Here is a 19,108-nt window from a genome sequence, read left to right on the forward strand (position 1 = left end):
TTATAAACCCTGCTCTACAAATGGAACGGTCAGGGCCAGTGCCGCGTCCAGTGCGCCGGCGTCTACGCCACCGCCCTGCGCCATGTCCGGACGACCACCGCCCTTCCCGCCCACTGCCGCAGCGGCTTGCTTCATCAAATCACCGGCTTTGAGTTGGCCAGTCAGGTCCTTGGTTACGCCTGCAACCAACACGACCTTTTCTTCATGGACACTGCCGAGCAGGATCACTGCGCGGCCGAGCTTGTTCTTCAACTGGTCGACAAGCGCCAACAGCGCCTTGCCATCCTGGCCGTCCAGACGCACGGCCAACACCTTCACGCCTTTGATGTCCAGCGCCGAGGCCGACAGATCGTCGCCCGCGGCACTGGCAGCCTTGGCCTGCAGTTGCTCCAGTTGTTTTTCCAGCAGACGGTTGCGCTCGAGCACAGCCGACAGTTTATCGATCAGGTTATCGCGGCTGCCCTTGACCAGATTGGCCGCTTCCTTGAGTTGTTCTTCCGCAGCATTCAGGTACGCCAGCGCCGCAGCACCAGTGACCGCTTCGATGCGACGCACGCCCGAAGCCACGCCACCTTCGCTGATGATTTTCAGCAAACCGATGTCGCCGGTGCGGTTGGCGTGAATACCGCCGCACAGCTCCACCGAGAAACTGCCGCCCATGCTCAGCACACGGACGTTATCGCCGTACTTCTCGCCGAACAGCGCCATCGCGCCTTTGTTCTTGGCGGTTTCGATGTCGGTTTCTTCGGTCTCGACGGCGGAATTCTTGCGAATCTCGGCGTTGACGATGTCTTCCAGCGCTTTCAGTTGCTCAGGTTTGATCGCTTCGAAATGGCTGAAGTCGAAGCGCAGGCGCTGACTGTCGACCAGCGAGCCTTTCTGCTGAACATGCTCGCCCAGCACCTGACGCAACGCAGCGTGCAGCAAGTGTGTGGCCGAGTGGTTCAGCGCAGTGGCGGCGCGCACTTCGGCGTCAACGTGAGTCTCCACCGGAGCGCCAACGGTCAGGCTGCCCGATGCCAGGACGCCGTGGTGCAGGAAAGCGCCGCCGGTTTTGGTGGTATCGCGCACGTCAAAGCGCGCACCACCCGCCTGGAAGAACCCGCAGTCGCCGATCTGGCCACCGGATTCCGCGTAGAACGGCGTCTCATTAAGGACGATCACTGCTTCCTGGCCTTCGCTCAGCACGTCGACCGACTGGCCATCCTTATAAATGGCGACAATTTTCGCCGAGCCGCTGGTGGCTTTGTAACCGGTGAACTCGGTGGCCACGTCGACCTTGACCAGGGTGTTGTAGTCCAGGCCGAACGAGCTGGCGGAACGTGCGCGCACGCGCTGGGCTTCCATCTCGCGTTCGAAGCCTTCCTCGTCGACAGTCAAGTTGCGCTCGCGGGCGATGTCGGCGGTCAGGTCCATCGGGAACCCGTAGGTATCGTAGAGTTTGAACACCACGTCACCCGGCACCACGGTGCCTTTGAGTTCCAGCAGATCCTGCTCGAGGATTTTCAGGCCGTGCTCCAGGGTCTTGGAGAACTGCTCTTCTTCGGCCTTCAGCACGCGCTCGATGTTGGTCTGTTGCTGCTTGAGTTCCGGGAAGGCATCGCCCATCTCGGCGACCAGCGCCGCGACGATCTTGTAGAAGAAACTGCCGGTGGCACCCAGTTTGTTGCCGTGACGGCAAGCCCGGCGAATGATCCGGCGCAGCACATAGCCGCGACCTTCGTTGGACGGCAGCACGCCGTCGGCAATCAGGAAACCGCACGAACGAATGTGGTCGGACACCACTTTGAGCGACGACTGATCGCCATTTTCGCAGCCGATCGCTTCAGCCGATGCTTTCAGCAGGTTTTTGAACAGGTCGATGTCGTAGTTGGAATTGACGTGCTGCATCACCGCACTGATCCGCTCCAGGCCCATGCCGGTATCGACCGACGGTGCTGGCAGCGGATGCAACACGCCATCGGCGGTGCGGTTGAACTGCATGAACACGTTGTTCCAGATCTCGATGTAGCGGTCGCCGTCTTCTTCCGGCGAGCCCGGTGGGCCGCCCCAGATGTGGTCGCCGTGATCGTAGAAAATCTCGGTGCAGGGTCCGCACGGACCGGTGTCGCCCATGGTCCAGAAGTTATCGGACGCGTAAGGCGCGCCTTTGTTGTCGCCGATGCGGATCATGCGCTCGGCCGGTACGCCGATCTGTTTGGTCCAGATGTCGTAGGCTTCGTCGTCGGAGGCGTAGACCGTGACCCAGAGCTTTTCTTTCGGCAGCTTCAACACGCCGGTGAGAAAGGTCCAGGCATAGGTGATCGCGTCGTGCTTGAAATAGTCGCCAAAGCTGAAATTGCCGAGCATTTCGAAGAAAGTGTGGTGACGAGCGGTATAACCGACGTTTTCCAGGTCACTGTTCTTGCCGCCGGCGCGCACGCACTTCTGGCTGCTGGTCGCGCGGGTATACGCACGTTTTTCCTGGCCCAGGAAGCAGTCCTTGAACTGGTTCATCCCCGCGTTAGTGAACAGCAGGGTGGGGTCGTTGCCCGGAATCAAAGAGCTGGAGGCTACACGGGTGTGGCCTTGCTCTTCGAAGAAGCGAAGGAAGGCTTCACGGATTTCTGCGCTTTTCATTAGGTTCTTCCACGGAGGCTGCGGCCAAAGGCCTGTGCGAAACGTCAACAGACGAAGCAACGGCAAAGGGCCGCATTATATCGGCCCTGCGCGCGGGGTACAGCGTGTTTATACGATTGAAAGCTTCAATTGGACGGCTAACGCCGTCAGTGGCGTGAAAACTCGACGAACGCCGCGATCACCTGCTCGATTTGCGTCGCGTTCACGTCCAGGTGCGTGACCATCCGCAGTCGCCTGGCGGCACTGAGCTTGATCCCGTGCTCGGCGGCGAACGCTTTGAGTGCTTCGGCGCGCTCACCAATGTTGACGTAAACCATGTTGGTCTGCACCGGCTCGACCGTATAACCGGCTTCACGCAGCCCCTCGGCCAGACGCTGTGCGTTGGCGTGGTCGTCGGCCAGGCGCTGAACGTTGTGGTCCAGGGCGTACAGCCCCGCTGCCGCGAGTATCCCGGCCTGGCGCATGCCGCCGCCGACCATTTTCCGCAGCCGCCGCGCCTTGGCGATCAATTCCACCGAGCCGCACAACACCGAGCCAATGGGCGCGCCAAGCCCCTTGGACAGGCACACTGAGACCGAATCGAAATACTGGGTAATCTGGCGCGCATCCACGCTCAACTTGACGGCTGCGTTGTATAACCGCGCACCGTCCAGATGCAGGGCCAAGCCGTGTTGCTGGGTAAACTGACGCGCTCGGGCCAGATATTCCAACGGCAACACCTTGCCCTGCATAGTGTTTTCCAACGCCAGCAAACGGGTCCTGGCGAAATGGAAGTCGTCGGGCTTGATCGCGGCGGCTACCTGATCCAGATCGAGGGAGCCGTCTGCCTGCACTTCTAAAGGTTGTGGCTGGATCGACCCCAGGACCGCCGCGCCACCTCCTTCGTACTTGTAGGTATGCGCCTGTTGCCCAACGACATACTCGTCACCGCGCTCGCAATGCGCCATCAGCCCGAGCAGGTTGCTCATGGTGCCGGTCGGCACGAACAGCGCGGCGGCGAACCCCAGCCGCTGGGCCAGTTCGGCTTCGAGCCGGTTGACCGTCGGATCTTCACCGTACACATCGTCACCGGTGGCGGCGGTCGCCATGGCGTCAAGCATGCCAGGGGTTGGTTGGGTGACCGTGTCGCTGCGAAGATCGATAACGCTCATGAATCTAGCCTCGGTGTGCAGGGGGAAAACCCTTTCAGGGAGATTTACTGTGGTCGGAGCCGTCAATAATCAAGCCTCGATCGTGTAAAACGCCAGATAAGCCAACAAAAATAATCGATGACAATCATCGATACGTCGCCATGCGCATCCCGGAAATATATGGTAAAAAGTCTCCGCCGCCCGACAATCGGGCGGCGCAACGTTCTTAGGGCGGGGTGCAACTCCCCACCGGCGGTAATTGCGCGCAACGCGCATAGCCCGCGAGCGCTTGGCGGCAGACACGGCTTCGGCGGTGCAGGTTGGCAAGGTCAGCAGACCCGGTGTGATCCCGGGGCCGACGGTCATAGTCCGGATGAAGAGAGAACGGGATTGACACCAAAGGGCCGCCTTGTCTCCTTGCGAGCGTGCGTACCCTTGAATCCCATTCGATTCATAACGCCCTGTTTTTCACACAAACAGGAGTCAGAACATGCAACCCACCGCAATCGACAGCAAAAGCAAACATCATTCGGGCGAGCGCGTAGCGTTCATCCAGGCCTGCTGGCACAAAGAAATCGTCGACCAAAGCCGTAAAGGCTTCGTCGCCGAAATGCTCGCCCAGGGCTATCAAGAGTCCGACATCGACTTCTTCGAACTCGGCGGCGCCTTCGAAATCCCGCTGCACGCCAAACTGCTGGCCAAGACCGGCCGCTACGCCGGCATCGTCGCCGCCGGGCTGGTGGTGGATGGCGGGATCTACCGTCACGAGTTCGTCGCGCAATCGGTCATCAGCGCTCTGATGCAGGTTCAACTGGAAACCGAAGTGCCGGTGTTCTCCGTGGTGCTCACCCCGCACCACTTCCACGCTGGCGAAGAACATCAGAAATTCTTCTTCGATCACTTTGTGCACAAAGGCCAGGAAGCGGCGAAAACCTGCGCTGACACCCTGCGCAAAGTGCGCGCACTGAGCCGTCCGGAGCAGCGCGCGGTAGCGGTTTAAGCCCCTGTGGGAGCGAGCCTGCTCGCTCCCACTTTGTTTTTGCGTTGCGCTCAGGCCAGGTTTGCGTCAGTCGTCGGCACGATCAATATGCCGGCGCGCAAGCCATTCTTGACCTTGGGATTGGGAAAGATGATGCGCGCACCCTCCTCCTCGATGATCCAGCGTGTCTGGGCAATATCTTCGGCCAACACGTAACCCACATCCAACTGCGAAAAGTTTTCGACATCCGCGGGCAGGTTCAAGCGGAAGCTGTCGCTGTGCTTGATGATTTCCCGCGCGACACTGAACAGCTGCATACCGTCGAGACCGCTGTCGGCCAGCGGCGGCTCGTTGCCTTCGATGATCTGTCGCAGTCGGGTTTCCAACGGTGACACGTTGACTCCCTGGTTCTGCCCGAACGGGCGCGCCTTGCCCAGTTCAAGCGTGAAAGCCTCGGCCCCGAGCTTGTCGTAAGTATAAGAACTGAAAACGATCGACGGCTTGTTCTGCAGCAGCACCGCTTCCATGCCAGCGGCGCGCAAACGGGCCAATTCCTGGCGGGAATGTTGGCGCCCTTCTTTCCAGGGGTACAGCGCGAACTGCTCGATCTTGGAACCACGAATGGCGGTGTGCAGGTCGTAGTGCAAGCGACCGCGATCCGGCAGGCTGAAGAAACTTGCGGCGAGGCGCTCAAGCTCACAGGCGCGCAACGCTTCAGAACCGCTGCTTTGTTCATGACGGCCGTTGAACAGCCGATTGACGTCCTGCTCGACGAAACGCTCGCCGCGACGCATGGCCTCGGGGTTGCCGAACAGAAACAGAATACGGGCGCGGGGCTTGATGTCGCCCCGGGCGATGCCATGCAGCAAGCGGTCGAGCAACTCGATCGGTGCTGTTTCGTTGCCATGGATACCGGCGGACAGCAGCAGGTCCAGGCCGTTATCACGGGCTTGCGGCGGCCGCACTTCCAGCGCGCCTTCACTCAGCCAGCGCATGCGCACGCCTTCGACAGTCAGTTGAGTCTTCTCCGCCGGTTCGCGGCCGGCGAGGGTCAGTTCAAGCAGTTTGCCGAGGGCGAGCATAGAGCCGATTCCTTAGTGATCGTGGTTGCAATCCGGACCGTGGACATGGTCTTCGTCGCCGACGTCCGCCGGTTCCATTTCCAGTTGCAGACTCACCAGATTAGTCGCCAGCGGACGCAACAACAGGTTGGCGTACTCGGCGTCACCTTCTTCGACGTCGACGCCGATCAGCAACTGGCCTCGGCCGTCGTGCTGGATCCACAGCTCTTTGCCTTGCCAAATGACCGCAACGCGGGTGCAGGACGTTTCCAGTTGCGTGCCGTCGGTGTCTTCAAGGATCAGCTGCAGGGTATCGCTCATGTCTTTACGCTCTTCGGGTGGGGATAACACCGCGCGTCGGCCACTCGATGGGTCGAGCGCGTGGGGTCTTAATTGATCTGGAAGGGATAAACCGCGCCCAGTTTAAGGATTTGCGTCAGTTCATCCAGTGCCGTCCGGCATTCAAGCAACAATTGCGGGTCTGCCAGATCGTTTTCGGTCATGCGATCGCGGTAATGCTTGTCGACCCACTGGGTCAGGCTGCCGTACAGCGGTGCCGTCATGATAACCCCAGGGTTGACCGCCGCCAGTTCGGTTTCATTGAGCGCCACGCGAAGCCTGAGGCAAGCCGGGCCACCACCGTTCTGCATGCTCTGTTTGAGATCGAATACCTGGACTTCGCGGATCAGCCCGCCCGCACTGGTCAGGCCTTGCAGGTAGTGCCAGACGCGTTCGTTGCTGCGGCACTCTTCCGGAACAATCAACAGCATTGAGCCGTCGGGACGCGACAGAAGCTGGCTATTGAACAAGTAGGACCGAACCGCATCCTCGACAGTGACCGCGGAACGCGGAACACACACAGACTGAAATGTCCCACCGACCTTGGCGAGTTTGCCTGCCAGTTCGGCCAGCATCTGTTCGGTTTCGAGGAACGCGTCCTCGTGGTAGAACAGCACCTCGCCGTTGCCCACGGCGATCACATCATTGTGGAAGACGCCATGGTCGATGACCGATGGATTCTGCTGAGCGTACACCACGCCGTCGTCTTTCAAACCGTGCAACCGCGCGACCGCCTGGGACGCTTCGAGGGTCTGGCGCGCCGGATATTTCTGCGGGGCCGGGTAACGGGTGTCGAACGCACTGCGACCAAACACAAAGAATTCGACCCCGGCCTCGCCGTAGTCACGGCAGAAACGCGTGTGGTTGGCCGCGCCTTCGTCGCCAAACTGTGCCACTGCCGGCAACGCGGCGTGATGGGCAAAGTGCTTGGGGTCGGCGAACATCGCCCCCAGCACGCGGCTGGTGGTTGGGTGTTCGATGCTGCGGTGATATTTGCAGTTGAGGTTGGCGGCGGTGAAATGCACGCGACCGTCCGCGGTGTCGGCACTCGGGCTGACCGTGGCCGCGTTGGCCACCCACATGCTCGATGCCGAGCAACTCGCCACCAGCAACGGCATCGCCTGTTGGGCGGCCTGCTCGATGACTTGCGCATCGCTGCCGCCAAACCCCAGACGACGCAGGGCGCCCACGTCCGGCCGTTCTTGCGGTGCCAGCACGCCTTGCTGAAACCCCATGTCCATCAACGCTTTCATTTTCGACAAGCCCTGCAACGCCGCTTCCCTGGGATTGGAAGACTGCTGGCTGTTGCTCTGGGACGCGACGTTGCCGTAAGACAAACCGCCGTAGTTATGGGTCGGCCCCACTAGACCGTCAAAATTGACTTCATAGGATTTCATCAGCGAGGCTCCACGAGAATCTGGTTTTTATAAGCTTCAGTACAAGTCAGTGCGACCGCGGTGCGGCCTTCGCGAGCAGGCTCGCTCCCACAGGGAAATCTATTCCAACATGGGAGCGAGCCTGCTTGCGAACGGGCATCACGCCATCTTCACGCCAGGCGTGAGGGCCGCTGGCATCACCAGGCTCGGCGTCTCCAGTGACGCCACCGGATACGCGCAATAATCCGCTGCGTAATAAGCGCTGGCACGGTGGTTACCCGACGCACCGACACCGCCGAACGGTGCACTGCTCGCGGCGCCCGTGAGTTGCTTGTTCCAGTTGACGATACCGGCGCGGCTTTCCAACCAGAACTGCTGGTAGCGTGCTTCGGAGTCCGAGAGCAAGCCAGCTGCCAAGCCGTATTGGGTGTCGTTGGCTTCAGCGATGGCCGACTCGAAATCGGTGTAGCGAATCACTTGCAGCAACGGGCCGAACAGCTCTTCATCCGGACGATCAGCCACCGCCGTGACATCCAGAATGCCCGGCGTGAGCAACGCCGCTTGCGCCTGCGGTTGAGTCATTTCCAGCAACGCCACGGCGCCATTGCCCAGCAGCTGCGCCTGAGCGTCCATCAACGCTTTGGCAGCGCCAAGGGAAATGACCGAGCCCATGAACGGCGCCGGTGTCTGGTCAAATGCGCCGACATCAAGGGTCGAACTGACCGTCACCAGCCGCGCCAGCAACGAGTCGCCCCAGGCACCTTCCGGCACCAGCAGGCGGCGGGCGCAAGTGCAACGCTGTCCCGCCGAAATGAACGCCGACTGAATGATGGTGTAGACCGCTGCATCGAGGTCCGCCACTTGATCCACCACCAGCGGGTTATTGCCGCCCATTTCCAGGGCCAGAATCTTGTCCGGACGCCCGGCGAATTGCTGGTGCAGATGGTTACCGGTGCGGCTCGAACCGGTGAAGAACAAACCGTCGATGCCAGGGTTGGCCGCCAGGGCGATCCCGGTTTCCCGCGCGCCCTGCAGCAGGTTCAGCACACCCGCCGGCAGCCCGGCCTCGATCCAGCACTTGACCGTTAGCTCAGCAACTTTTGGCGTCAACTCGCTCGGTTTGAACAGCACGCTGTTACCCGCCAGCAGCGCGGGCACGATGTGCCCGTTCGGCAAATGCCCCGGGAAGTTGTAAGGACCGAAGACCGCCACCACACCGTGCGGTTTGTGGCGCAGCACGGCAGTGGCGTCGCCTAGGGGGCCGCTCTTTTCGCCGGTGCGCTCGCGGTAGCTCTGCACCGAGATGGCAACTTTGTTGACCATGCTGGTGACTTCCGTGGCCGATTCCCACAACGGCTTGCCAGTCTCCTCACCGATACAGCGGGCCAGTTCGTCGGCGTGGTTTTTCAGGCTGGCGGCAAAGGCTTCCAGCACCGCGATGCGTTCGTTAAGCGTGCGCCGCGCCCAGCCCGGAAATGCCTGGCGAGCCGCTTGCACCGCCGATTCCACCTGTTCGACCGTGGCGCCCTGCCCCGACCACAGCACTTGCTGGGTCACCGGGTTCAATGATTCAAAGGCGTCACCTTGGCCAGCCAGCCAACTGCCGGCGATGTACAACGAATTCATTGTTTCGACTCCCGAGTAGCTGACAACGGAACGGCGCGCACCTGATCGCCGGCGTTGAGTTGCAGGCGCTTGGCGGTCAGCGGGTCGACCACCAGAGTGCCGGCGGCAAAGCGCGCAGGGGCGGCGGTGATCCGGCAGTCTTCGCGCTTGCGGTTGTGAATCAAGAAAGGCGTGGCGTCGTCGCCTGGCGTACCTACGGCGAGCACCAGGGCCTGGCTGTCGCGGACTGCGCGGATCTTGCCGGTTTCGCATTCCACGGCCGGGCCGGCGTCGAAAATATCGACGTAACCCTGGTAGCTGAAGCCTTCGCTGCGCAACATCGACAACGCCGGCTCGGTGTCCGGATGCACCTGGCCGATGACGTTGCGCGCCCCTTCCGAGAGGAAGCAGGTGTACAGCGGAAACTTCGGCATCAACTCAGCGATGAAGGCTTTGTTGCCGACGCCAGTCAGATAGTCGGCCTGGCTGAATTCCATCTTGAAGAAGTGTCGCCCCAGGCTCTCCCAGAACGGCGAGCGCCCAGCATCGTCTGACATGCCACGCATCTCGGCGATTATCTTGTTGCCGAACAGTTGCGGGAACTCCGCGATAAACAGCATCCGCGCCTTGGCCAACATGCGGCCATTGAGCCCGTTGCGGTAATCGGCATGCAGAAACAGCGAGCACAGTTCCGAGTTACCGGTCAGGTCGTTGGCCAGGAACAACGTCGGGATTTCCCGGTAGATATTCAGCTCCTGAGACGCGCTGACCGTCAGGCCGACCCGAAAGTTATACCAGGGCTCGCGCAGGCCAACCGCGCCAGCGATGGCGCTAATGCCCACGACACGGCCGCTATCGTCTTCGAGCACGAACAAGTAATCCGCATCACCCCGCCCGGCTTCACCGCGAAAGGTCTTTTCGGCCCAGCCGACCCGATGGGCCAGACGTTCCTCGTTGGCCGGCAAGGTGGTCAGACCAGTGCCGGTACTTCGGGCCAAGTCGATCAGAGCGGGTAAATCGCTGCTGCGTACGGGACGAACGATCATGCTATCTCCTCAAACGGGCCGCCTGCGCCACCCGCGAAACTCGCTGTTTAAACCGCCACCAGGCGCACGCTCGCACCTTCGCCGACGCCCAGGGCTTCGGCCGCGTCAAGGTCCAGAATCACCGGTTTGCCTGGCGCGTAATCGAGCTCAAGCAACACTGCGCGGTAATCCTGCAACTGGGCGTTGGCCACCAGGTATTGCCGCCCGGCGCCTTTGACCGCCTCGCCAATTTTTACCGGCACCACGCGGCTCTGGGCAATCGAGCGAATCCCAGAAATCCGCGCGTGCAGGGTCGGGCCACCGTCGAAAATGTCGATGTAATGATCGGTTTCAAAACCTTCGCGCATCAGGATGTCGAAGGTGATCTGCGCCCGAGGGTGCACCTGGCCCATGGCTTCCTGGGCGGAGTCCGGCAGCAGTGGTACATAGATCGGATAGTGCGGCATCAGCTCGGCGAGGAAGGTGCGGCTTTTCAGGCCACACAGGCGTTCGGCGGCGGCGTAGTTGAGGTCGAAGAAATTGCGCCCGATGGCATCCCAGAAGGGCGAGTCGCCATTTTCGTCGCTGTAGCCGACGATCTCGGTCACCACCGAATCGGCAAAGCGCTCGGGATGACTGGCGACAAACAGCAAACGGCCGCGGGAGTTAAGTTCTGACCACGGCGAACCCACCAGCTCAGGCAACACGTAGAAACTGGTCAGCAAGCTATTGCCAGTCAGGTCGTGGCACTGCGAGAGCACGTGGATCTTGTTGTGGATCTTCAGTTCGCGGGACGCGTGGACAAAAGTCTCGTTGCGGAAACTGTAGAACGGTTCGGAATACCCCGCCGAGGCGACGATCGCCGAGCAGCCCGCCAGTTTTCCGGTGGCGGTGTCTTCCAGGACGAAGAAATAACTTTCCTCACCGTTGAAGCTGACCTCAGCGGCAAACGACGCTTCGCTCGCAGCGATCTTATCGCTCAGTCGTTCCACGTCATCCGGCAAGGAAGTGACACCAATCGGGCTGTCTGCGGCCAGACGCTGTACCTCGCCCAGATCAGCCATTTGCGCGGGGCGCATCACCAACATGGTGTCACTCCTTTCCTAGAAAACTTACAGAAGAAAAATAGCCGGGGCGGCTCTGAAGCCCATCAGAGTCGAGTGTGGGAGCGAGCCTGCTCGCGAAAGCGCTGTATCAGGCACCCGAGATGCCGACTGACACGCCCTCTTCGCGAGCAGGCCCGCTCCCACATTGAATAATCCAGCCCGGAACAAAAAATTCGTTTCGGCGCCCGACGGGTCGGGCGCCGAAAGGTCTATCAAGCCTGCGTCAACTTGGCCAGCGCACGCTCGAAACGGTCGAGACCGGCATCGATGTCAGCGTCGTCGACCACCAGGCTCGGGGCGAAACGCACCACGTCCGGGCCGGCTTGCAGGACCATCAGACCTTCGCGCTCGGCGGCGTTGAAAATATCCTTGGCCTTGCCTTTCCAGGCGTCATTGAGCACGCAACCGAGCAACAGCCCAACGCCCCGTACCTGGGTGAACACGCCGTACTTGGCGCCAATCTGCTCAAGGCGCGCCTTGAACTTGTCGTGCTTGGCGTTCACGCCGGCCAGCACTTCCGGGGTATTGATCACGTCGATCACCGCTTCGGCGACTGCGCACGCCAACGGGTTGCCGCCGTAGGTGGTGCCGTGGGTACCCACCACCAGGTGCTTGGCCAGTTCATCGGTGGTCAGCATTGCCGCGATCGGGAAACCACCACCCAGGCTCTTGGCGCTGGTCAGAATGTCCGGCGTCACGCCGTAATGCTGGTAAGCAAACAGCTTGCCGGTGCGGCCCATGCCGGTTTGCACTTCATCGAACACCAGCAGCGCATTGTGCGCGGTGCACAGCTCACGGGCGCCTTGCAGGTATTCGAGTTCAGCGGGGATCACACCGCTTTCGCCCTGGATCGGCTCCAGTACCACGGCGCAGGTCTTGTCCGAAACAGCGGCCCGGAGCGCTTCCAGATCGTTGTACGGCACATGGGTAATGCCAGTGATCTTCGGCCCGAAACCGTCGGAGTATTTGGACTGGCCACCGACATTCACGGTGAACAGTGTGCGGCCGTGGAAGCTGTTGAGGGCGGCGATGATTTCGTACTTCTCGCTGCCGAACCGATCGAACGCCACGCGACGGGCCAGCTTGAACGCGGCCTCGTTGGCTTCGGCGCCGGAGTTGCAGAAGAACGCACGCTCGGCAAAGGTCGCGTCGAGCAGCTTGTGCGCCAGGCGCAGCGCGGGCTCGTTGGTGAACACGTTGGACACGTGCCACAGCTTGTTCGCCTGCTCGGTCAGCGCGCCGACCAGCGCCGGGTGCGCATGCCCGAGCACGTTGACCGCGATGCCGCCAGCGAAGTCGATCAACTCGCGGCCAGACTGGTCCCACACGCGAGAACCGGCACCACGCACGGGAATGAAAGCCGCAGGCGCGTAGTTGGGAACCATAACCTGATCGAAATCTGCGCGTTCTACCGCAGCGTGCTCAACGGACATCGGAGTCTCCTGATGAGGAACACTCGCCTGGAACTGGCGAGCTTGGTGAGGATTGTAAGGACAGTTTTCCGCCCGGCCTTGCCGCCAAGCGACAACTTCTTATAGCGCAAACCCCGGAATTCAACGGGTTTACGGCAATGCGACATATACCGTCGCAAAGGCGCAGTTTAAACCGATGTGCGGGTGTAACGGCAGCGCTGGCGACATTTGAATTCAAGTCAAATTTTCATGTGCGGTATATATATACCGCACATGAAAATTGGCGTCCGGTTCTGATAGCACGCTCGACCCGCTAAAAGGACAGCGCCATGAATCCTCCGATAGACACGCAACACCTGCCGCTATGGCCGCAGCATCCCGACACGCACTACAGCCATCTGGCGACAACGCTGCCGCCATGGCTGCTGACTGCCTCCGCCTCGCGCCGCACCGCATTGGCGGCGACCCCGCCCGACCTCGTTGATCGATTCAAGGACCTGACCTTCGAACAACACCGCGTTCTAAAAAGGCAGAACGGCACGTACTGGAAGGCGCAGAACGCCATCGACCAACACCTGGAACGATTGCAAGACGCTCATTCATTTGGCGAGCCATTGCTTCGTGACGCCCTAAAACAACAATACGGGCTCGATCTGGATGTCAGAACCACCTGGCTGCGCCTGTATATCCCGGCCTCCATCCCCTGGTTCCCGATCAAGTCCGGCGCCGCTCGCACCTGGACGGTTTCCCTGCTCGACGCGGCACTGCACAACTTCGAACCCGCAGAAACCGAAAACGACGCTTACGAGGCCGACTCGACCTACATCACCCAACCCACTGCGGCGGGCCGATTCGAGGTCCTCGACAACCTTAAGGATCGTCTCGGGATTGCTGACTTCGCGCGCCTGTGCCGAGAACTGGATCTCGGCGGAAAGTACCAGCTCATGCTTAGCGAAAACCTGGGGGTCAGCGACCCGATGGTTAACGCCGTGCTGCAACCGCAAATCAAGGCGAGCCACCAAGCCAGCCTGCACATGGCGCTGGAACTGGCGGTTGTCAGCAGGGAGCCATTGTCGCCCGACACCTATCGCTCGATTCGGGGCCTGGTAGACGGCGTGCCCGGCATGCTACTCGCCGGCAAACCGCTGCTGTGCCACGAGCTGACGATGATGTCGGCGCCGCTGACAGGCATCTTGCTGTTTGCCCCAGACCTTGAGCGCAACCGCGACACAGTCCCGGTGATTGCTTACATCCCGGATGACCCGCAGCAACCGCTGAAAGAATATCCGTCAGGGGCTCACTTGATGGCCGACCTGAGCCGAAAGCTGCGCGACACGGAGTACCAGACCTTCTTTAGCCGCTTCGTCGCCCATGCCGATCGCGGCTACTTCTTCTCCGACTTGAACCAACGCCTGACTCACACCACTTGGCATCAGCGAGCCTACGGCGACGCGCGCCCCTCCTGGCGCGCCGATGCGGCCGCCCATACCAACCTGCAATTTGCCGCGCGCCCGATTACCAGCGATGTGTGGACGCATCTGCATCAGAGCAAGCTCGACAAGATACTGAACGACGCCCGCACCCTCGCCGTGTCCACCGCCAGCGCCGATCGCAACGCTCGCTGGGAACGCTGGGACTCCTTCACGAAAATCGCCTCGACGTTGCTGCAAATTGCCGCGTTCGTCGCCCTGCCTTTTGTCCCCTTTCTCGGCGAACTGATGCTGGCGTACACCGCGTACCAGGTACTCGACGAGACCTTCGAAAGCATCGTCGACTGGGCGCAGGGCCTCACGCAACAGGCCTTCGCACACACGATGGGTGTGATTGAATCACTGGTGCAGCTCGGCGCCTTCGCCGCAGGCGGCAGTATCGCGGTTGCAGAATTTCGCCAAGCATTGCCCCGCGAATGGGTTGACTTCATCGATCGCTTCATCCCCGTCAAATCCACCGATGGGCGAACCCGTTACTGGAATGGTGACCTGACGCCCTATGAACAACCGGATGCGCTGCCCGAGTCCCAGCCCGACGCGCGAGGCCTTCAGCAGCATGGCGACAGGATGATCCTGGCGCTGGAAGGCAAGCGCTACTCGGTCGCACAAGGCGAAGAGCGTCCGGGGTATCGCATCGAACACCCGCGCCGGCCCGAAGCTTACAAACCCCGCCTGAACCATAATGGCCAGGGCAGTTGGCAAACTGAACTCGATCAACCACTGACCTGGAGCCGAGACAAGGTCATGCAGCGTCTTGGACGAATCGCGGACACCCTGTCGGCGAGCGATCGGGAAACAGCGCTGAAGGTCAGCGGTTACCACGAGAACGCCGTGCGCAAGCTGCATGTGGACCTTGAGCCCCTGCCCTCGCTGCTGGCCGACACGTTGACCCGCTTCAAAATCGACCGGGAGCTGCACACCTTCATTGCGCGACTCGCCAGCGACGATCCCGCCACTTACCTTGCCGCCGATGGCCCGACCCAGCTGCAACTGCTGACAGAGCGCCTGCCTTGGCCCGAACAGAAAGGGCTGCGCTTGATCGACGGACGCGGCGACGTGGTGTGGCAAAGCAGCTACCAGGACGGTCCGTCTTCTACAATTCATGACATTCGCCCAGGCAGTGGCGATGTCTTGAAAGCCGCGCTCGAGGGCCTCAGTGAAGCCGACATCAAGGCACTGGCCGCAGAGCGTTTCGGCGCGCCTGCGCTGTCGCTGGATGCACGCGCCACTCAGCTTCGCGTCAAACTGGCGCAGATTGCACAGCAGCAACGCAGCGCATTGTTCGACGCGCGTTATCGCGCGCAACAACGTGACATCGATCCCTTGGCGCAGCATCTGGTAGATGCGGTACCCGGCCTGCCGGGGGGCGCCGCCGAAGAACTGCTGTTGAGCGCCAGCGCCACTGAATGGCAACAGCTCGAACAAGGCGTCGTTGCGCCACGCCTGCGGGAACTGGCTCGCTGGACACTGCAAAACGTACGGGCGGTCCGTGCACGGGAAGGTCTGGACCTGGATTCCTGCGACAACCCGGACACCCACCGTCTGGCCCTGCATTCGCTGGCACGCCTGCCGGGCTGGTCCGGCGAGGTGCGCATCGACGTTACCCGCTACAGCGTCGAAGGCGATGTGATTGACAATACGGGTCTGGCCACCGCGCCGGCGCGCAAAGTGCTGGTGCAACTCGAAGAGGGTCTCTACCAGGCTTACGACGACGCCGGCCAACAATTGTCCGGGGCAGAGGATTTCTATAACTGCGTGCTCAAGGCCTTACCGGACAACGAGCGGCAGCGGATCCAGCTACAGATCGGTCAAGGTCCGGCGCTGAAACAAGCCATCGCGCGCCATTCGCCGGCCCACGACGAGGTGCAACGGCTACTGGCCTCACACCCCTTGCTCAAGCCTGCTTACGATCCGCGACTCATGCGTCTTCCTGGGGGGACCGACGGTTATCCGTATCGTCATCCCGGCGCACCGTCACTTAATTCCCGGGTCCGCGACCTCTACCCGTCCCTGAGTCCTGAACAAATTGCTGACTTTGCCCGCACCCTACAACAGCACCCGTCGGGCGCGCGGATTGAGCTGTCACGGCTGTTCGCCGAGTTCACCCAACTGGACGCCGATTTGCGCACATGGGCTCAGACGGAAGTGCACCATCACCCATTTACGGGCGCCCCACTGACACCCGCGCAATTAGCCGCCGCCGCGGATAACCGCGCCATCCTGGCAGACCAGCTGCGCTTATGCTGGCGGCGCCAGACCCCGATTACCGACCCCGCCGCCCAGGGTGGCGATCCCGATTACCTGTTCCAGTTCACTCGCCCACTGATTGGCGAGTTCCCGCGGCTGACTGCCGATTTCAGCCACATCACCTACGTGATACTCGAGGGCAACGAAAACACGCTCGGCGCTCGCGCGTTCCTGAATACATTCACCGGCGTGCGCCAACTGGCCGTGCGCAATATCGCGCTGCCGACCTTGCCCGAAGTAGTGGCGACCCGGCCGAATCTGAACCAGTTGATCATCAGCAATTGCATGTTGAGGCTCACCCCGGAAAGCCAGTCGGTGATCGCCTCTCTGCACCAACTGCACACGCTCGATTTGTACCGCAATCCATTGGGCATGGGCGTGAGCCTCGAGGCAATGCCGGACCTGGAATACCTGGACCTTGGCGGCTGCGGCTTGACCAGCACACCCGAGGGCCTGGCCACCCGGACAAAATTACGTACGGCCATCTTCACCGACAATGTGATCAGCCATTTGCCGGTCGAACTGTTTGACCTGCCGCCAAGCCGCGTCAACAACTTCGAATTCGACAACAACCCGCTATCCGTCGCTACGCGCAATCGCATCAAGGCCAGTTACCAGTCCAGCGGTCAGGACTACGGGGTTAGCGCGCCGCAAGCAGACCTGGAGCGCGCAGTCCTTTTGTATCCGCGCCTGGATCGCGAAGAGGCCAGCGCATTCGTCTACCGCTTGCCCGGCACGCTGGAATCAGGGCGCACGGAGCTGACGCGCCTGGAAGACGAGTACCGCACCCTGGTCGACACGCTGGCGAACTGGACAGCGGATGTTCCTGAAGTGCACCCCGCCAGCGGAGCCCCCTTCACGCCCGAGGAACTGTTGGCCGAGCACAGCATCCGGGACGATTTCAAACGTGAGATGGAAAAAGCCTGGCGTAAGGAAATAGATAGGGATGGGTTCGAGGAAGACTCGGACCCCGACGCAGCGTCTTACGAGCTCGTGCTCGACATGCCAGTTACTGGCGGCCTGCCTGCCCTGGAGGCGGACTTCGGCCATGTGTCGCACCTGTACATGAGCAACGAAACCGGTCTGAGCCACGTCGGCAGCGAGTTCTTGCGCGGTTTTGCCAAGCTCAAGGCCCTCACGATCAACAACTATCGCCTGGCAACCATCCCCGACGCGGTGCTCACCATGGGGCAAATGAGATCGCTGGTGCTGACCAACTGCCACCTAACCCTCACGCCCGAGACCGTCGCAGGCCTGGCCGGGATGGATAAAATGGACATTCTTGACCTGAGCCAAAACCCACTGATGCTCGCGCCGGATGTCAGCCAAATGTCCGCGCTCTCAACCCTGATCCTCAATGACACCCAGCTCACTGAACTGCCCAACGGAATGCTGGGCCTTAGATCGCTCGATGATGCCAACCTCAGCCACAATCAGATTCAGAACCTGCCGAGCGATTTGCTGGAGCTACCTATGGAGATCGCCGAAAGCATCAATCTGCGCGGTAACCCGTTTACCGGACAAAGTGTTCAGTTGCTACACGCCTACTTCCGCAGGACCGGCGTGGATTTTGGAGTGGAGTCGATTATCAATGAAGCCGAACTGGAGGTCTCGGAGTCCGACGATTCAACACCAGAGGATTGATCAGCCGCGCTCGGAAGGCACCGACGACAACTCGAATGGGCTACTGCTGCGCCGCTGGTTGCGATCTTCCCGCGGCGTGGCACCGAAGAAGTTGCGGTACGCGCTAGAGAAATGCGGCCCCGAGGAGAAGCCACACGAAAGGCCGATCTGAATGATCGACTTGCTGGTTTGCATCAACATCTGCCGGGCCTTGTTCAGGCGCAGTTCCAGGTAGTACTGGCTCGGCACACGGTTGAGGTATTGCTTGAAGATCCGCTCAAGTTGCCGACGGGACACGCACACGTGCTGGGCAATTTCGTCGGTGGTCAACGGTTCCTCGATGTTGGCTTCCATCAGCAACACCGCCTGGGTGAGCTTCGGATGGCTGGAGCCGAGGCGGTTTTGCAGAGGGATACGTTGGCGTTCGCCGCCTTCACGGATGCGTTCGACCACCAGTTCTTCGGACACGGCGCCGGCCAGTTCGGCGCCGTGATCCCGGGCCAGCACCGCCAGCAGCAGGTCGAGCACCGACAGGCCGCCGCACGCTGTCAAACGGTCGCGATCCCAGTCGAACAGATGGCTGGTGGCGATGACTTTCGGGAAACGCTCGGCGAAATCGTCCTGCCAACGCCAGTGCACGGCGGCGCGATAACCGTCGAGCAAACCGAGTTGTGCCAGGGGGTAAACGCCGGCGGACAAACCACCGATCACACAACCGGCGCGCACCAGTTGTTTCAGCGCGCTGCTCAAGGCCGGGGCCAGGGTGGTTGGCGGCTCATCCGCGAGTAAAAACAGCTTCTGCAAGCCTTCGAGCTTGCCCGCCCAAGGTTCGCCCGGCAATTGCCACGCCCCCTCGGCGGGCGACTCAGCCTGCAAAAACGACAACTCGTAAATCACGTCCGGATGCACCCGTTGCGCGACACGCAAGGCCTCCTCAGCCAGCGCAAGCGTCAACGCTTTCGTGCTGGGCCAAATCAGGAAACCTATTCGATGGGCAGTCATGGCGGGCAATCCGAAACGAAGAACAGTAATGAAGGCGTGGGCCAATGCTAGCCCGTAAGTGAACGCAAATCCCAAAACCAGCATCTGTCCCCTG

At 61.1% G+C, this 19,108-nt stretch carries 12 protein-coding genes and 1 riboswitch; of the genes, 2 read left to right on the forward strand and 10 right to left on the reverse strand.

The genetic code is table 11. The features are described 5' to 3' along the window. On the reverse strand, positions 1-2,619 hold the full coding sequence (gene alaS, locus RG836_RS18545; protein ID WP_310848231.1) for an alanine--tRNA ligase: 2,619 nt from the start codon (positions 2,617-2,619) through the stop codon (positions 1-3). A gap of 146 nt (positions 2,620-2,765) precedes the next feature. Next, complete coding sequence (ltaE, locus tag RG836_RS18550; RefSeq protein ID WP_310848232.1) at positions 2,766-3,770, reverse strand: low-specificity L-threonine aldolase; 1,005 nt, start codon at positions 3,768-3,770, stop codon at positions 2,766-2,768. Between the two features lie 197 nt (positions 3,771-3,967). Further along, positions 3,968-4,139: riboswitch (FMN riboswitch) on the forward strand. Positions 4,140-4,239: 100 nt separating this feature from the next. Between ltaE and RG836_RS18555 the strand changes: the two genes are divergently transcribed. Further along, complete coding sequence (locus RG836_RS18555; protein WP_310848234.1) at positions 4,240-4,749, forward strand: 6,7-dimethyl-8-ribityllumazine synthase; 510 nt, start codon at positions 4,240-4,242, stop codon at positions 4,747-4,749. 50 nt (positions 4,750-4,799) lie between these two features. Here the strand turns inward: RG836_RS18555 and astE are convergent, their stop codons facing one another. The 7 genes from astE to RG836_RS18590 form a co-directional block, all read right to left on the reverse strand. Continuing rightward, complete coding sequence (gene astE / locus RG836_RS18560; RefSeq protein WP_310848236.1) at positions 4,800-5,810, reverse strand: succinylglutamate desuccinylase; 1,011 nt, start codon at positions 5,808-5,810, stop codon at positions 4,800-4,802. 12 nt (positions 5,811-5,822) lie between these two features. After that, positions 5,823-6,110, reverse strand: a complete 288-nt coding sequence (locus RG836_RS18565) for a topoisomerase II (RefSeq protein ID WP_310848238.1) — start codon at positions 6,108-6,110, stop codon at positions 5,823-5,825. Between the two features lie 68 nt (positions 6,111-6,178). After that, on the reverse strand, positions 6,179-7,525 hold the full coding sequence (astB, locus tag RG836_RS18570) for an N-succinylarginine dihydrolase (RefSeq protein ID WP_310848240.1): 1,347 nt from the start codon (positions 7,523-7,525) through the stop codon (positions 6,179-6,181). 138 nt (positions 7,526-7,663) lie between these two features. Further along, on the reverse strand, positions 7,664-9,130 hold the full coding sequence (gene astD, locus RG836_RS18575; RefSeq protein ID WP_310848242.1) for a succinylglutamate-semialdehyde dehydrogenase: 1,467 nt from the start codon (positions 9,128-9,130) through the stop codon (positions 7,664-7,666). Further along, positions 9,127-10,155 (reverse strand): arginine N-succinyltransferase, encoded by a 1,029-nt coding sequence (gene astA, locus RG836_RS18580; protein ID WP_310848244.1) that lies wholly within the window; start codon positions 10,153-10,155, stop codon positions 9,127-9,129. The genes astD and astA overlap by 4 nt, the downstream gene beginning before the upstream one ends. Positions 10,156-10,202: 47 nt before the next feature. Beyond that, on the reverse strand, positions 10,203-11,222 hold the full coding sequence (gene aruF, locus RG836_RS18585) for an arginine/ornithine succinyltransferase subunit alpha (protein ID WP_310848245.1): 1,020 nt from the start codon (positions 11,220-11,222) through the stop codon (positions 10,203-10,205). A 230-nt stretch (positions 11,223-11,452) separates the two neighbouring features. After that, entirely contained in the window at positions 11,453-12,673 is a 1,221-nt protein-coding gene (locus RG836_RS18590) for an aspartate aminotransferase family protein (protein ID WP_310848247.1), read from the reverse strand. Positions 12,674-12,981: 308 nt separating this feature from the next. On the opposite strand from RG836_RS18590, the gene RG836_RS18595 reads away from it, so the two are divergent. Next, complete coding sequence (locus RG836_RS18595) at positions 12,982-18,033, forward strand: dermonecrotic toxin domain-containing protein (protein ID WP_310848249.1); 5,052 nt, start codon at positions 12,982-12,984, stop codon at positions 18,031-18,033. Here the strand turns inward: RG836_RS18595 and argR are convergent, their stop codons facing one another. Continuing rightward, entirely contained in the window at positions 18,034-19,014 is a 981-nt protein-coding gene (argR, locus tag RG836_RS18600) for a transcriptional regulator ArgR (RefSeq protein ID WP_310848251.1), read from the reverse strand. Between the last annotated feature and the right edge of the window lie 94 nt (positions 19,015-19,108).

This window comes from Pseudomonas rhizozeae (assembly GCF_031583775.1).
Classification (GTDB): Bacteria; Pseudomonadota; Gammaproteobacteria; order Pseudomonadales; family Pseudomonadaceae; genus Aquipseudomonas.

Excerpts from the sequence above, each read along its gene's own strand:
- alaS (WP_310848231.1), bottom strand. The coding sequence starts at position 2,619 with ATGAAAAGCGCAGAAATCCGTGAAGCCTTCCTTCGCTTCTTCGAAGAG.
- ltaE (WP_310848232.1), bottom strand. The coding sequence starts at position 3,770 with ATGAGCGTTATCGATCTTCGCAGCGACACGGTCACCCAACCAACCCCT.
- RG836_RS18555 (WP_310848234.1), top strand. The coding sequence starts at position 4,240 with ATGCAACCCACCGCAATCGACAGCAAAAGCAAACATCATTCGGGCGAG.
- astE (WP_310848236.1), bottom strand. The coding sequence starts at position 5,810 with ATGCTCGCCCTCGGCAAACTGCTTGAACTGACCCTCGCCGGCCGCGAA.
- RG836_RS18565 (WP_310848238.1), bottom strand. The coding sequence starts at position 6,110 with ATGAGCGATACCCTGCAGCTGATCCTTGAAGACACCGACGGCACGCAA.
- astB (WP_310848240.1), bottom strand. The coding sequence starts at position 7,525 with ATGAAATCCTATGAAGTCAATTTTGACGGTCTAGTGGGGCCGACCCAT.
- astD (WP_310848242.1), bottom strand. The coding sequence starts at position 9,130 with ATGAATTCGTTGTACATCGCCGGCAGTTGGCTGGCTGGCCAAGGTGAC.
- astA (WP_310848244.1), bottom strand. The coding sequence starts at position 10,155 with ATGATCGTTCGTCCCGTACGCAGCAGCGATTTACCCGCTCTGATCGAC.
- aruF (WP_310848245.1), bottom strand. The coding sequence starts at position 11,222 with ATGTTGGTGATGCGCCCCGCGCAAATGGCTGATCTGGGCGAGGTACAG.
- RG836_RS18590 (WP_310848247.1), bottom strand. The coding sequence starts at position 12,673 with ATGTCCGTTGAGCACGCTGCGGTAGAACGCGCAGATTTCGATCAGGTT.
- RG836_RS18595 (WP_310848249.1), top strand. The coding sequence starts at position 12,982 with ATGAATCCTCCGATAGACACGCAACACCTGCCGCTATGGCCGCAGCAT.
- argR (WP_310848251.1), bottom strand. The coding sequence starts at position 19,014 with ATGACTGCCCATCGAATAGGTTTCCTGATTTGGCCCAGCACGAAAGCG.